This window comes from Spirochaetae bacterium HGW-Spirochaetae-1 (genome assembly GCA_002839375.1).
Taxonomy (GTDB): Bacteria; Spirochaetota; UBA4802; order UBA4802; family UBA5550; genus PGXY01.
This window is the reverse complement of record PGXY01000003.1, coordinates 19,745-33,552: the sequence shown is the minus strand read 5'-3', so window position 1 is coordinate 33,552 and position 13,808 is coordinate 19,745. Positions and strand designations below refer to the sequence as shown.

At 49.7% G+C, this 13,808-nt stretch carries 15 protein-coding genes; 12 read left to right on the top strand and 3 right to left on the bottom strand.

Going from position 1 to position 13,808, the window contains the following annotated elements; all coding sequences use genetic code 11:
* Window positions 1-197: 197 nt before the first annotated feature.
* The 3 genes from CVV44_04835 to CVV44_04825 are packed head-to-tail and all read left to right on the top strand — an operon-like array spanning window position 198 to window position 2,747.
* Entirely contained in the window at window positions 198-803 is a 606-nt protein-coding gene (locus tag CVV44_04835; protein PKL39553.1) for an aromatic acid decarboxylase, read from the top strand.
* A 25-nt stretch (window positions 804-828) separates the two neighbouring features.
* Window positions 829-1,920, top strand: a complete 1,092-nt coding sequence (locus tag CVV44_04830; protein PKL39552.1) for an aminofutalosine synthase MqnE — start codon at window positions 829-831, stop codon at window positions 1,918-1,920.
* A gap of 17 nt (window positions 1,921-1,937) precedes the next feature.
* Entirely contained in the window at window positions 1,938-2,747 is an 810-nt protein-coding gene (locus CVV44_04825) for a hypothetical protein (protein ID PKL39551.1), read from the top strand.
* On the opposite strand, the gene CVV44_04820 is transcribed toward CVV44_04825, so the two are convergent.
* A complete protein-coding gene (locus tag CVV44_04820; GenBank protein PKL39550.1) occupies window positions 2,742-4,139 on the bottom strand; it encodes an acetyl-CoA hydrolase in 1,398 nt (465 codons plus the stop codon). The genes CVV44_04825 and CVV44_04820 overlap by 6 nt on opposite strands.
* A gap of 238 nt (window positions 4,140-4,377) precedes the next feature.
* On the opposite strand from CVV44_04820, the gene CVV44_04815 reads away from it, so the two are divergent.
* The 7 genes from CVV44_04815 (at window position 4,378) to mtnA (ending at window position 10,998) form a co-directional block, all read left to right on the top strand.
* Complete coding sequence (locus CVV44_04815; GenBank protein PKL39549.1) at window positions 4,378-5,547, top strand: dehypoxanthine futalosine cyclase; 1,170 nt, start codon at window positions 4,378-4,380, stop codon at window positions 5,545-5,547.
* Complete coding sequence (locus tag CVV44_04810) at window positions 5,544-6,263, top strand: dimethylmenaquinone methyltransferase (GenBank protein PKL39548.1); 720 nt, start codon at window positions 5,544-5,546, stop codon at window positions 6,261-6,263. Before CVV44_04815 ends, CVV44_04810 begins: the two co-directional genes overlap by 4 nt.
* Window positions 6,264-6,297: 34 nt before the next feature.
* A complete protein-coding gene (locus CVV44_04805; protein ID PKL39547.1) occupies window positions 6,298-7,227 on the top strand; it encodes a tRNA dihydrouridine synthase DusB in 930 nt (309 codons plus the stop codon).
* Window positions 7,228-7,280: 53 nt separating this feature from the next.
* A complete protein-coding gene (gene acpS / locus CVV44_04800; GenBank protein ID PKL39546.1) occupies window positions 7,281-7,724 on the top strand; it encodes a holo-[acyl-carrier-protein] synthase in 444 nt (147 codons plus the stop codon).
* A gap of 98 nt (window positions 7,725-7,822) precedes the next feature.
* On the top strand, window positions 7,823-9,049 hold the full coding sequence (locus tag CVV44_04795; GenBank protein ID PKL39545.1) for a bifunctional 3,4-dihydroxy-2-butanone-4-phosphate synthase/GTP cyclohydrolase II: 1,227 nt from the start codon (window positions 7,823-7,825) through the stop codon (window positions 9,047-9,049).
* A complete protein-coding gene (locus CVV44_04790; GenBank protein ID PKL39544.1) occupies window positions 9,049-9,966 on the top strand; it encodes a hypothetical protein in 918 nt (305 codons plus the stop codon). The genes CVV44_04795 and CVV44_04790 overlap by 1 nt, the downstream gene beginning before the upstream one ends.
* 3 nt (window positions 9,967-9,969) lie before the next feature.
* Window positions 9,970-10,998 (top strand): S-methyl-5-thioribose-1-phosphate isomerase, encoded by a 1,029-nt coding sequence (gene mtnA / locus CVV44_04785; protein PKL39543.1) that lies wholly within the window; start codon window positions 9,970-9,972, stop codon window positions 10,996-10,998.
* Here the strand turns inward: mtnA and CVV44_04780 are convergent.
* Complete coding sequence (locus CVV44_04780; protein PKL39542.1) at window positions 10,988-11,755, bottom strand: hypothetical protein; 768 nt, start codon at window positions 11,753-11,755, stop codon at window positions 10,988-10,990. The two genes, mtnA and CVV44_04780, sit on opposite strands and share 11 nt — an antisense overlap.
* A gap of 148 nt (window positions 11,756-11,903) precedes the next feature.
* On the opposite strand from CVV44_04780, the gene CVV44_04775 reads away from it, so the two are divergent.
* Entirely contained in the window at window positions 11,904-12,356 is a 453-nt protein-coding gene (locus CVV44_04775; GenBank protein PKL39541.1) for a hypothetical protein, read from the top strand.
* Window positions 12,357-12,365: 9 nt separating this feature from the next.
* On the top strand, window positions 12,366-13,253 hold the full coding sequence (locus CVV44_04770; protein ID PKL39540.1) for a Patatin: 888 nt from the start codon (window positions 12,366-12,368) through the stop codon (window positions 13,251-13,253).
* Here the strand turns inward: CVV44_04770 and CVV44_04765 are convergent.
* On the bottom strand, window positions 13,235-13,777 hold the full coding sequence (locus CVV44_04765; protein PKL39539.1) for an NTP pyrophosphohydrolase: 543 nt from the start codon (window positions 13,775-13,777) through the stop codon (window positions 13,235-13,237). The genes CVV44_04770 and CVV44_04765 overlap by 19 nt on opposite strands.
* Between the last annotated feature and the right edge of the window lie 31 nt (window positions 13,778-13,808).

Below are 13,808 nucleotides of genomic sequence, written 5' to 3'. Positions count from 1 at the left end.
AGACCTTTGAGCAGTGTGTGGAGAAATTTCTCTGGTTTGAAGAGGCATATCGTAAAAGGCTGGCGTTGTATTTTTAAAACACTATGCGGGGTCAGAGCTTAGATATTCTGTCTATCTGATTAAACTAATAATTGACAGCATGCCAGACATGTAGATAGGCTGTATCTGTACATACATAAAAGGGCGAGAGGCTGAGAATGTATATTGTAGCTATTACAGGTGCCAGTGGTCCGGTTCTGGGGATACGTTTGATTGAACTTATACTGAAATCTGGTAAAGAAGTACTTGCCATTGTTTCCGATTCGGCATGGGAAACTATATCCTACGAAATGTTTAAAAGCAGGAAGCGGTTTCGATCCGTAAAAGATGTTTTGTCAGAGAAAGGGTCAGAGCCTGATTTTGCGCTTCTTAAAGAATGCAGTCCGGGGGATTATTTTTCCCCTGCCGCCAGTGGAACATCAAAAAATGAGGGAGTGATAGTTGTTCCCTGCTCCATGAAGACCCTGGGAGCGATTGCATCTGGATATGCTGATTCTCTTATTACCAGGGCTGTTGACGTGGCTCTGAAGGAAGAACGTCGTGTTATAATTGTACCCAGGGAAACACCACTGAATCTTATACACCTGGAGAATTTGGTCAAGGTGAGACGGGCCGGAGTATCTGTAGTGATACCTGCTCCCGGTTTCTACACCTTCCCGGCTACTATTGAAGATGTGGTGGATTTCATTGTTGGCAAAATATTAAATCTCCTGGAGATTGAGCATAATCTTTTTCCTGAATGGGGTCAGAGCCTGGAAAATTAGATGATGCTAATGTGGGTTAATTGTTATGGATATATCGTTAATCAAAGAAAAAAAATTATATTCAATAGCCGAAAAGGTTCAAGCGGGTGTACCGGTTAGCACTGATGACGCACTTGTTATGCTCAACACCGATGACATCCTTGGACTCGGTACGATATCCAATTATTTACGTGAACAGTATCATGGGGTCAGAGCCTATTACGGTGTGAATATGAATCTTAATTATACAAACATCTGCGAATTGCGCTGTCCACTTTGCGCTTTCTCCTGCGATGAAGGGGATGCAAATGCCTATCTCTATTCACTGGATGAGATCGAGGAACGTGTAAGGAAAGCCGTTGAGTTCGGTATAGATGAGGTGCATATCGTCGGTGGTCTGAATCCGAAGCTTGATATAGGTTATTTTACGGAAATGCTGCGTCGGATTAAGAGTGTCAGGAATGATCTTTTTATAGTTGCTTTCACTGCCGCTGAATACGATTATTTTGCGAAGAGAAATGCCATGACTGTGCGAGAGGTAATGGAAACCCTCATTGATGCAGGACTGGGAGCCATTCCCGGCGGTGGGGCTGAAATTTTTGCCGAAGAAAAGAGAAATATCATCGCTCCCCGAAAGATATCCGGGGCCCAGTGGCTCGAAGTAATGAAAATTGCTCATTCCCTGGGGCTTAAAACCAATGCCACGCTTCTTTATAATCACATCGAGGACACGAAAGATATCGTTGAACACATGGAGATGCTGCGTAGTGTCCAGAATGAGACCGGGGGATTTAAGACCTTTGTTCCTCTGCAGTTTCATGAAGAGAATACGAAAATAAAATCAAAGAGAAAAAGCAGTACAGGATTCGATGATATCCGGCTGTATGCAACGGCAAGGATTTTTCTGCATAATATCCCGCATATAAAAGGGTTATGGATGTACCTGGGAGAAAAGATGGCCCAGGTGCTTCTTGATTTTGGAGTCGATGATATTGGAGCAACATATCATTACGAAAAGGTGGTACATTCGGCCGGTGCCGAAACGCCGGATTATGGTACGGAAGAACATCTCTGCCGCCTTATCCGGGCTTCAGGGAAAATACCGGTGCGGGCCACAGCGGACTATAGGGAAAAATAAGCAAGAAGGATATCCACATGAAAATCGGCTATATCGATTATCTCAACTGTTACCCTTTTTACTATCATATGTTTGAAAAAGAATCGATACCCGGTGTTGAGGTAGTGCCGCATCATCCCAGCGAGCTCAACAGGCTCATGAGGGACAGAGCCCTGGATATGAGTCCCATATCGGCGGCGGCGTATGCTGATATGCAGGGCTCCGCATTAGTACTCCCTTATTTCTGCCTCAGTTCCATTGGCTATGTGCGTTCCGTCGTTCTTAATAGTAAGGTTCCGATTGAGACCCTGAGCGGGAAAATTGTTGGATTAACCTCGGCTTCTCAGACGTCCCTTATTCTTCTGCGTATTCTGCTTGAGAAATATTATGCTCTGACCCCGCGGTATGTCACGGTGGAACCGAAACCATCCTATGAAAATATTGATGCCGCCCTGGTTATCGGCAATGAAGCCATGCTGGACAGCAGTGAGCCCATCCAGTATAGTTATGATCTGGGCGATCTATGGCTTCGCAAAACTGGTTTTCCCGTTGTTTTTGCCGTGTTTGTTGTGGATAGGGATTGTCTCAGTGAACAACGGGATCTGGTTAAAAAGGTCATTTCTTCATATACTTTATCACTGCAGGAACTCAGGACAAATGACGATGAAGTGGTTCGGAAGGCAGCGGAGAGATATCCTGAAATTCGCTACGATATACGTCATTATTATGAATTGTTGAAATTCGACTTTAGCATCAATCTGAAAAAAGCGTTGCGGTTTTATTTTGACGAGGCCATGGAACTGGGACTGCTGGCCCATGTACCTGAAATTCATTTCGCTGAACTATGATATCCTGTTCGTTCTTCTCCATATTCCTAGCTTTTCAGCCTCTTTGACAAGGTCGTCCCTGAAATCGGGATGGGCGATGCTGATGAGTTTTTCCGCCCTCATCCATGTGGAACAGGCTGCAAGCCTGACAGCCCCGTATTCCGTAACGATGAAATCAACAGCCTGGCGCGGCACGGTTACGATAGTGCCCGGCTCGAGCGTGGGGACAATACGGGACTGTACGCGGCTGTCTTTGTCCGTGTAGGTCGATGAAAAACAGATAAAACTTCTGCCCCGGTGCGACTTGTGCGACCCCATGACGAAATCCAGCATGCCGCCGTTGCCCGATATCTGTTGCGGCCGGCCCTCTATCACCATGCTTTCGGCGTTGACCTGTGTGAAGAGGTCTATCTGCAGGGCGTTGTTTATGCTGACAAAATTGTCTATCTGCCCGATTATCTCGTCGCTGTTTGTATAATCAACTGGATAGGCTATGAGGCCCTGGTTGTCGTTCATGAAATCATACATATGCTCTGACCCCAGTGCGAAGGTGTAGGCGCAGAGGTTATGATCTATATTTTTTTTCCTTCCGTTCATCTTGCCCGATTCTATCATTTTGACAAAGGCATCAACGAACATCTCCGTGTGGCCTCCCAGGTCTCTGAGATCGGATTCGGCGATCATTTCGCCAACCAGATTAGGAAGGCTGCCGATGCCGAGCTGCAGGCAGCATCCGTTGTGAATGTACTGCATGATATGTCCGGCTATCTGGCGGTCTATGTCGGTGTGGGCTGCCGGGGGAGGGCTGAAAAGCCTTTGCGACTCCGGTGCTTCAACGATATGATCGATTTCGGATATATGCACGGCATTTTCCACGCCCAGGCATCGGGGCTGGTTCCGGTTTACTTCCACGATAACGATATCTGCGGTGCCCACACAGGCGCAGGTATGGGAACACTGGGGTCCGAAATTAAAAAATCCGTATTCATCCATGGGCCCGGTCTGGAGAATGGCCACGACCTTTACTCCCGGCCCCTTCTCAGGGTTATCATAATACGTGGAACGATAGGATTTCGGCCTGCTGTGGCGGTGATAGTACGGGGCGCGCTGGTAAAGGACAGGTGAATAAAAGGGTTTTCCCTGGAACTGAAGGAGGCGGGTCAGCTTTGTCCAGTGCCAATCGGAATAGGTAAAGATATCTGGGCGTCGGGCAACCTCAGGTACAGGGGGCACGGTAACCGTAGCATAGACGGATACATCGTGCAATTCATCGGCTCTTAGGGACAGAGCCCGGTCACATTCCACGGGTTTTCCATTAAAGGAGCCGTAATCGACAACATCGCCGGAATCAATGACTTTAACCGCATCATAAGCGTTTGTCAGTTTTTGCGAATATTCACCGGAGTAATTCATAATAATACCTTTACATTGGGTTTAATGTGTATGCAGTAAAATAAAGATGTCAGGAAAAATATCTTGGAAATAATGTCAATGAAAATTACAGGCTCTGACCCCTTCGAGTTCCTGAATTCAAGTTTCAAATACGGGAAGGAGATGGATTTATGCTCTGACCCCTCATATGCTCTGACCCCTCAATAGAAAAGATATTGGAAAGCCTTTTTTACTTGTCATAGCAGTATTTTTACAATCAATGGTGTTATATTTTAAATATAAGGTTTACAGGGTATTTTATAATACCGATTCTGGAAAAGGCAGAGTATCATTTTTCAGAAAACTTGCAGGGAATGGTTTCGTGGACAAGAATACTATAAAGCTGAAAATCTATACCGGAGAGCGTATTAGCCGAGAAGAGGCGGTCACGCTATTCCAGTGGGATATACGGGAGCTGGGCCATGCTGCTGATGCACGCCTTGCCCTTATCCATCCTGAAAACACCGTGGGCTTCATTCTGGACCGGATAGTAAATTTTACCAATGTATGCGAGGCGGGCTGTCGTTTCTGCGCCTATCATGCCAGGGCGGGCAAGGTGGAGGCATATGAGCTCTCTATGGAAGAGATGCTGGGAAAGATCGATGATCTGGTCCGGGCCGGCGGAACCCAGGTGATGCTCCAGGGAGGGCTTCATCCCGATTATACCATTGAAACCTATCTGACCATGGTAAAAGAAGTAAAGGCGGCTTTTCCTCAAATTTATCTGCACTCCTTCTCGCCGGCAGAAATATATCATATATCGCAGAAATCGGATCTGACCCTCGACGAAGTACTTCAGCGGCTGAAAAGCGCGGGACTCGATTCGGTGCCGGGGGCATCGGACCTTCTGGTGGACAGGATACGTACCTATGTGAGCCCCGGCAAGATATCACGGGAAAACTGGTGCGAGGTCATGTATGCCCTGGAACGCGCTGGGATGACCTCCACGGCCACCATGACCTATGGTATGGGGGAGACCCTTGATGAGAAGATAGAACATCTTGATACGGTACGGACTGTTCAGGATAAAACCGGAATACTCAGGGCATTCATTCCCTGGTCTTTTTCGCCACGATATACGCGGATGGATGAGATCATGCCTGCCACAGGTGTGGATTACCTGAAGGTGGTTGCCATAGCTCGTATCTATCTGGACAATATCCGTTATATACAGGCGGGATGGCTTACTGAGGGGCTGAAACTGGCCCAGGTGGCTCTGGCCATGGGCGCCAATGATATGGGAGGCATTCTCACCGAGGAGGTCGTGGTAAAAGCCACGGGCATCCGCACCAACACCGGTATGGATGAACTCGTTGAAATAATTCGGAACGCGGGACGGATACCGGTTTTGCGTGATTCCCGATACGAAATTATCAGGAGAATGGCGTGAGAGAGGATTTCACTTACCGAGTCGATGATAGGGAACCGGGCCTGAGAAAGGAAAAAATCAAGGGCATGTTCGATGATATTGTGTCCACATATGATCTGCTCAACCGGATTCTGTCCCTGGGGATTGACCGGGGCTGGAGGAAGAGGGTGGTACGAAACGCCGGCTCTGTAACCGGAAGGCCCGTGCTTGATGTGTGCTGCGGCACCGGCGATCTCTCTAACCGTCTTACAAATGCCGGCGCTATGGTCTTTTCCCTGGATTTTTCTCATGCCATGCTTAAGACGGGCAAGGCCCGGGGATGGCTCGGCAGCGGTGCTGTTGCAGCCGATGCGGCGCGCCTTCCCTTCAGGTCAGAGTCCTTTGCCCTGCTCACCATTGCTTTCGGCATCAGAAATATCCCCGATATTAATGTATTCATGGCCGAGGCCCGCAGGGTGCTTGTCCCGGGCGGAATGCTGCAGATACTGGAGCTTACCAGGCCTTCGGGCATGCTGATGAAAATGGCGTACAGGCTCTATATTGGCTTTATCCTTCCCCTTGTTGGCGGGCTTGTCTCGGGGAAACGCGATGCCTACCGCTATCTGGCCGGGACCATCGCCACATTCCTTGATCCCGATGAGTTGGCCATGATTTTGAAGGATGCCGGTTTTTCCGCCGTAAGGATCGAGAGACAGACAGGCGGGATCGCCACCATCTTCGTCGCTGAAAGAGAATAGGCAGCGGACATATACATACCGGCGGGTTAAAATCATGACACAGCTCAATAAATTGACCATAGACAGCCCTGTTGTGCTCGCCCCCATTGCGGGCTACACAGATTCACCGTTCCGCCGTATTGCACGCCGGTCCGGTGCCGGCCTTGTCATCACGGAGCTTATCAGCGCCGAGGGTATTGTGCGGGATAACCGCAAAACCATAGATCTTCTGCGTTTTTTCCCTGATGAACGGCCCCTGGGCATACAGATTTTTGGACGTGACCCGGTGATAATGGGGGAGGCGGCTGCAAAGGTGCAGTCCCTGGGACCGGATTTTATTGATCTCAATATGGGCTGTCCTTCCTCCAATGTGTGCAAGGGCGGAATCGGGTCAGGCGCAGCCCTACTCCGGGAGCCGGACCTTGTTGAAAAGATCGCCGCTGCTGTTGTGGCCAGTGTGACGCTGCCCGTTTCTGCCAAGATACGCACGGGATGGGACCATCAGAGCCGGAATTATCGCGACGTGGTGACGGCCCTGGAATCGGCCGGTGTTGATTTTATCACCGTGCATGGGCGTACCAGAGCCCAGGGATACAGCGGTGAGGCCGACTGGGATATCATTGGCGAAATAAATGCCATGACCAGGATGCCCGTTATTGGCAACGGTGATATCAGGACTCACTCTGAAGCGCTGGAAAGGCTTGCCTCGTCAGAATGCGCTGCTGTTATGGTAGGCAGGGGCGCCTGTGGCAACCCCTGGATTTTTTCCGATACGGTGCCCGGTATTGAGGATATCAAGGCGCAGATACTGGAGCACCTGGATCTGAATATATCCTTCTATGGAGACCGGGGAATTATTCTCATGAGGAAGCATCTTACCCGCTATATTCATGGTTTCCGCAATGCCTCACAGGTGAGACAGGGGCTTGTCACTACCATGTGCAGGGAAGAAATATCCCGTATCCTGGATACGGTTCATGAATAGGGGTCAGAGCATTTAAATATGTCTTAAAAATTATCAGGGGTCAGAGCCCCGATATGGGTTTGCAACGGAATCTTGAGTATGACTGTCATGATTACAATGAACATTGCTGGAGGTTTATGGGCATGATCACCGGAATAGGGACTGATATGGTTCTCATCAGCCGTATTGAAAAACTTCATAAGAAGTATGGTAAACGTTTCTTAGATCGAGTCCTCTCCCGTGAAGAGATCGAGCATCTTCCGGCTCAAAATCCCGGCAATTATATTGCCGGGCGCTTTGCCGTGAAGGAATGCCTGGTGAAGGCCCTGGGGGACAGAGCCTTCTCTTTCAACGAGGTGTCGGTACTCAACGATGAGAAGGGGCGTCCCTATATTGCGAATCCCCGTGTTTTATTCGGGACTGATCAGGAAAACAGTATTATTCTCAGGATCCATGTCAGTATCAGCCACGAAAAGGATCATGCCCTTGCCTTTGTTGTTATTGAGGGGTGTGAGTAGCTGCTCATTGTTGCATGATAATGAAAACAGTAAAAAATCTTGACGGCGCTGCCGGGTAAAAATCTAATGTACAGATCTGAAATATAAAGGAGCCTCCCATGAAATCCAGTTCAATCCAGGAAATAATCGAAGATGTTCGCAACGGCAAAATGATCATCATAGTCGACAACGAGGACCGGGAAAATGAGGGTGATCTGATTGTAGCCGCCGAATTCTGCACACCTGAGATTATTAACTTCATGGCCAAACACGGGAGGGGGCTTATCTGTGTTCCCATGACTTCCGACATGATAGACCGCCTGGGTCTGAAGCTCATGGTCGAAGATAATAAGGATAAATTTGGCACGGCCTTCACCGTATCCGTTGATGCCGTTGAGGAAACTACAACGGGCATATCGGCCCAGGACCGCGCGAAGACCGTGCAGGTCATGATAGATGAAAAATCCGGACCCAACGATTTGCGAAGGCCCGGGCATATGTTCCCCCTGGCTGCTAAGCCCGGTGGTGTTCTGGTTCGGGCGGGACATACTGAGGCGGCCGTTGATCTGGCGAAACTTGCAGGCCTTAAAAACGCCGGGGTCATCTGCGAAATAATGAACGAGGACGGCACAATGGCGCGACGTCCTGATCTGGACAAGTTCGCCCGGGCACACGGCCTAAAGATAGCCACCATCTCCGATCTCATCAAATATCGTCAGCACATTGAAAGGCTCGTACACAGTGTTTCCGAGGCCAATCTTCCCACGGATTACGGTGATTTCAAGATCATAGCCTATGAATCACAGTTTGAAAACGTAACACATGTCGCCATGGTGAAGGGCAATGTTTCCGGGGCCGAAAATGTCATGGTTCGGGTTCACTCTGAATGCCTTACAGGCGATGTTCTGGCATCAAGGCGCTGCGACTGCGGTTCTCAGCTCCACCGGGCTATGCAGATCATCGAAAAAGAGGGAAAGGGAGTTCTTCTCTATATGCGCCAGGAGGGAAGGGGAATCGGCCTGGGTAATAAAATAAAGGCCTACCATCTGCAGGAGAGCGGCATGGATACCGTGGAAGCCAATATCGAATTGGGCTTCGCCGAAGATCTCCGGGATTACGGCATCGGCGCCCAGATCCTCGTTGATCTGGGTCTGCATAAAATCCGCCTGTTAACGAATAATCCCAAGAAGGTCATCGGTCTCGAGGGGTACGGCCTGGAGATTGTGGAGCGCGTTCCCATAGAGATAGAACCGGGTTCGGAGAATCTGAATTACCTGAGAACGAAAAGGGACAAGATGGGGCACCTCATTTTGGGCGGAGACAACAATACCGGAGACGAGTCATAATGCAGGAAAGCCAGCCCAGGATACTTGTGGTCGACGATGAAGAGGTCATACGGTTTACTCTTCAGAAAAAACTGGCCCGACTGGGGTATAATGTCATATCGCTTGAGAAGGCCGAGGATGTCCTCTATCTCCTCAAAACCGGCGAGGAGAAGATCGATCTTATCATCAGCGATATAAAATTGCGAAAAATGGACGGCATTGAGCTCCTTCGGCGCGTAAAAGCCCAGGATGAGCCGGTACCGGTGCTGCTCATAACGGGCCACGGGAACGTTGAAGACGCCATCACAGCCCTGCGTTTCGGCGCCGATGATTTCATCAGGAAGCCCTTTGATATCAACGATGTTGCCTCGTCGGTGCGTTCTATCCTGAAGCGCAAGCATGAAAAAAAACTTGCCGATAGTTTTGGCCGATATATTGAATTTGAAAAGATGGTGTACAGAATACCTGTTGATTCCGCCATCATCAACACCATATCCTATGAACTCACCAAGAACCTGGTTCCCTCGGGCCTGTGCAATCAGACGACAGCGGAAAATATTTCCCTGGCACTGAAAGAGGGAGTCGCTAACGCAATGTTTCACGGCAATCTTGAAGTTTCGTCGTCCATGCGGGAAAAGGGAGGGATCAAGGTTTTCAACGAGGAAATAGAGCGCCGTCGTGAAGATCCCCGGTACAAGGACCGGATGGTGGTGATTACCTGCGAACAGACAAAAAACATGGTGGAATATACTATTGAGGATCAGGGCAGGGGTTTTGACTTTAGAACTCTGCCGGACCCGCGGGACCCGGAAAACTTTTTCAAGAACAGCGGGCGCGGACTTCTTATCATTCGAATACACATGGATGAAGTATCCTGGAATGAAAAGGGTAATAAAATCACCATGAGAAAAAACAGAGTAGAGCGAGGCGAGGAATAATATATGCATACGGTAAAATGGATGGGGGAATCCGTTTCAATTCTGGATCAGAGGAAGCTGCCCCTGCAGGAAATATACAATGATTATGGTAACTATATCGGCGTGGCCGAGGCCATCAGGTCCATGGAAGTTCGGGGGGCTCCGGCTATTGGGATCACGGCTGCCATGGGTATCGCCCTGGCGGCGAAAAATTTTAAAGGCAGGGACCTGAAGGATTTCCGTGAGACCATGGATGGTGTTTTATTGCTCTTTGCGGAAACGAGGCCTACTGCTGTGAACCTGTTCTGGGCCATTGAAAGAATGAGATCCCTTGTATCCAGCGGAAGCGATATCGACTCGATCATCGATGCCCTGGTGATGGAAGCGGTCAACATTCTCGAGGAGGATATCGCCATAAACAGGACCATGGGTAAAAACGGAAGCAGGTTTCTCAGTGACGGTGATGTGGTGATGACGCACTGTAATGCCGGGTCTTTGGCCACTGGCGGATATGGTACGGCCCTGGGAGTGATCAGGGCTGCCGTGGAAGAGGGCAAAAAGATAGAAGTGATCGCCTGTGAAACGAGGCCGTACCTGCAGGGTGCCAGGCTCACGGCCTGGGAATTGCAGAAGGATAATATTCCCGTAACGGTTATCACCGACAATATGGCGGGATTTTTTATGAAAAAGGGTCTTGTTAAAAAAATTATCGTGGGTGCCGACCGCGTGGCCGCTAACGGCGACACGGCGAACAAGATCGGCACCTACTCCCATGCGGTGTTGGCCAGGCATCATGGCATTCCCTTTTACGTGGCGGCCCCGGTTTCCACCCTGGATATAAATACACATACCGGCGGTGATATTGTCATCGAGGAGCGTTCCGTCGACGAGGTGGCCTATGTGGGTTCTGTGCAGATCGTTCCCGAAGGCGTGCGCATATACAATCCGGCCTTTGATGTGACACCGGCGGAGCTGATAAGCGCTATAATAACCGAGAAAGGTGTGATAGAAGAACCGGCCGGAAAGGGTATCTCGTCGCTGGTCAGCGCATGAACCGGTAGTAGATCAGGATGATATCCCGGCCGTAAAGAATTGATACGACGAGGCCCAGGGCAAGAAAGGGGCCAAAAGGGATTTTACTGCGGAATCCCTTTTTTGTTATCACCGCATAGAAGACGCCCGCCAGGGCGCCGGTAATCAGTGCCGTTTCCAGTACTACCAGGGAAAGTTCAAGTCCCGAATAGAGACCGATCATCGCGGAGAATTTTACATCGCCGCCCCCGAAGGAACCGGGGAAAATCAGCAATATTACTATGAAAAAGAGGGACATAAGGATAAGTCCATAAAGGGAATCCCTGAAGGTGTTGTGGAGTACCATGGGGTACAGGGAAAGCATGAGGAAGAGCGCAATGAGAGAATCGGGGATCGTGAGAGTTTTTACATCAACTATTGAAATGGCCATTGCTGTCTGAATGAGCATGAAAGTGAGCATGGTACCGGGATAGAAACCCATGGTTTGCGTCATGAAGAGAAGCAGCAGACCGCTGGCTATTTCAGCGGCGGGATATATCCACGAAATGGAGGCGCCGCAGCTTTTACATTTTCCCCGCAGTGCCAGAAATCCCAGGAGCGGCACCAGGTACAGGGGGGATATTTTTTCCGCACAGCAGGGACACCGCGATGATGAAAACAGAGCCTGGAAGGGATGGGCAGCCATGCTGCCGTTTGCATAACGCAATGACAGTGTATAAAAAAAACTGCCCCAGAGGGCGCCGAAAAAAAAGATGAATACCGATAATGATATTTCCATGGCAAATCATCGGCCCGGGGATTTGGGGCGTCAAGCAGAATATTGCACTTGACAGTTTGTTTTCGATCTGTACATTTAAAAGCAATTCTTCAGCCCGATTACCCGGTGAATGGGATGCCACGGCTGTAAATTAGCGGGAGAGATGCCTATGAAACGATTTTTTCTTCTCCTTACTGTTTTTGCAATAATACCCTCCTGTGCCGGAACATCAGTTGTGGATACGCCGACAATTTATAAAAATTATGACTCTGTCATCGCCTCGCTGAAAAAAGACCGACGCAATTATTATGAACTCAGGACAAAACGTGTGGGAGTGTCGGGATATTATTACATCATCGATAGAGAAGGGCTTGTAGTTTTTCATCCACGGGCGGTGCTCATCGGTGCTGATTTAAAGGGATACTGGTTTATCAGCCAGGTGCTGGAGAGCGGTTCGGGATGCTTTCACTATAAGATGGGGACTATCAGCCACCTTGTTTTTTTCAGGCCCATTAATGACAATGAGACTCTCTGTCTCGCCATCCCGTCAGCTGAAGTAATCGATTTTACCGGCAACTGCAGGTTTATAGAGAAAAGCGATGCGATTCCTCCGGAACAATAACAGGAGGTGATGTCCAGATTGAAGAAGATATCACCATTTGGAGCCGTTGTCTTTGCCGGCGGCGGTGTGCGCTGCCTGTGGCAGGCCGGTTTCTGGGAGACGGCCGTGCCGGAATTGAAACTGAAGCCGGAACTGGTGACCGGTGTGAGCGCCGGGGCCACAATGGCATGCATGTGTCTTTCGGGAAAGATACGGGAGGGACTGGAATATTTTAAAAAAATTTCAGGTGAAAATAAAAAAAATTTTTACCTCACGGGCCCCCTGAGGGGAGTGAAGGCCTTCCCCCACTTTGATATGTACAGGAGCACCATACTGGAGACTATCGACGCCGGGGCGTTACGGAAAATCATTGAGGGGCCCGAGCTCAGCATAGTTCTGTCGCGGCCGCCGCGATGGCTCGGCCCCCGGTCGGCCACGGTAGTGGGCCTTGTTACCTATTCCCTCGAGAAAAAAATAATGTATCCGGTTCATCCGCGGTGGACTGCAGGCCTGGGATTCGTGCCCGAAATCGTTTCGGTCAGGGAATGCAGGACGCCCAATGATCTTGCCGATCTTCTGTTGCAGTCATCGTGCACACCACCCGTGGTCCCCATTATGAAAAGGGCGGGAGGGACGGTCCTGGACGGCGGTCTCATCGACAATGTACCGGTCATGACGTTGAAAGATTTTCAGGGTATGGCCCTGATTATGCTGACGCGGCGGTATCCCGTTGAGCGGATTCCTTTTATGCCGGGGAGGCTGTATGTGCAGCCATCGGGGACGCCGCCCGTGGAGAAATGGGACTATACCAACCCGGCGGGTCTTCAGAGTGCTTTTGACATGGGACGAAGGGACGGGGAGTTTTTTGCGGCGGCCGTGAAAAAAGGCATGTTCAGGAATCAGATATCCTGCTCATGATCGAAGAAGAGCAGGAGACCCGTGATCACCAGGGCATGATCGATCTCTCCGTTATGCATCATTGACCTGATCTCATCCCTGCTGTAGGTCAGGACTTCGATGTCTTCCTCTTTATCGAGATCCTGGTCTGAAACACGGACGCATCCGTCGGCGAGATAGTAATAAATGTAGTTGTCCATTATAGCGGGATTCACGGCCAGTTTCTTCAGTAGTGTCATGCGGGCCGGACTGTAGCCCGTTTCCTCGCGCAGTTCACGACGTGCAGCCTCCAGGGGGTCCTCGCCGTGATCAATGAGTCCGCCCGTTGTTTCGATGGTTATTTCGTCATTGCCCAGGCGGTGCTGTTTCACCATGATGAACCTGTTATCGCCGGTGACGGCGATAACATTGATCCAGTCCAGTGTCTCGAGCCTGAAAAAGGTGTGGTGTATGTCCTTTTCGGGGTGATGGCAGTCGATGTCCCGCAGGGTGAAAACCCTGCGGGCGATGAGCTCGCTGCTTTGTTTCTGTATCCATTTTTTCATTATTGTATTTGCAATGCATCGATATACACAA

What these genes read in the sequence shown, in the direction of transcription:
- mtnA (PKL39543.1), top strand. Translation starts at nt 9,970, where the DNA reads ATGCATACGGTAAAATGGATGGGGGAATCCGTTTCAATTCTGGATCAG.
- CVV44_04820 (PKL39550.1), bottom strand. Translation starts at nt 4,139, where the DNA reads ATGAATTACTCCGGTGAATATTCGCAAAAACTGACAAACGCTTATGAT.
- CVV44_04835 (PKL39553.1), top strand. Translation starts at nt 198, where the DNA reads ATGTATATTGTAGCTATTACAGGTGCCAGTGGTCCGGTTCTGGGGATA.
- CVV44_04825 (PKL39551.1), top strand. Translation starts at nt 1,938, where the DNA reads ATGAAAATCGGCTATATCGATTATCTCAACTGTTACCCTTTTTACTAT.
- CVV44_04775 (PKL39541.1), top strand. Translation starts at nt 11,904, where the DNA reads ATGAAACGATTTTTTCTTCTCCTTACTGTTTTTGCAATAATACCCTCC.
- CVV44_04830 (PKL39552.1), top strand. Translation starts at nt 829, where the DNA reads ATGGATATATCGTTAATCAAAGAAAAAAAATTATATTCAATAGCCGAA.
- CVV44_04805 (PKL39547.1), top strand. Translation starts at nt 6,298, where the DNA reads ATGACACAGCTCAATAAATTGACCATAGACAGCCCTGTTGTGCTCGCC.
- CVV44_04815 (PKL39549.1), top strand. Translation starts at nt 4,378, where the DNA reads ATGGTGTTATATTTTAAATATAAGGTTTACAGGGTATTTTATAATACC.
- CVV44_04790 (PKL39544.1), top strand. Translation starts at nt 9,049, where the DNA reads ATGCAGGAAAGCCAGCCCAGGATACTTGTGGTCGACGATGAAGAGGTC.
- CVV44_04780 (PKL39542.1), bottom strand. Translation starts at nt 11,755, where the DNA reads ATGGAAATATCATTATCGGTATTCATCTTTTTTTTCGGCGCCCTCTGG.
- acpS (PKL39546.1), top strand. Translation starts at nt 7,281, where the DNA reads ATGGGTTTGCAACGGAATCTTGAGTATGACTGTCATGATTACAATGAA.
- CVV44_04795 (PKL39545.1), top strand. Translation starts at nt 7,823, where the DNA reads ATGAAATCCAGTTCAATCCAGGAAATAATCGAAGATGTTCGCAACGGC.
- CVV44_04765 (PKL39539.1), bottom strand. Translation starts at nt 13,777, where the DNA reads ATGAAAAAATGGATACAGAAACAAAGCAGCGAGCTCATCGCCCGCAGG.
- CVV44_04770 (PKL39540.1), top strand. Translation starts at nt 12,366, where the DNA reads ATGTCCAGATTGAAGAAGATATCACCATTTGGAGCCGTTGTCTTTGCC.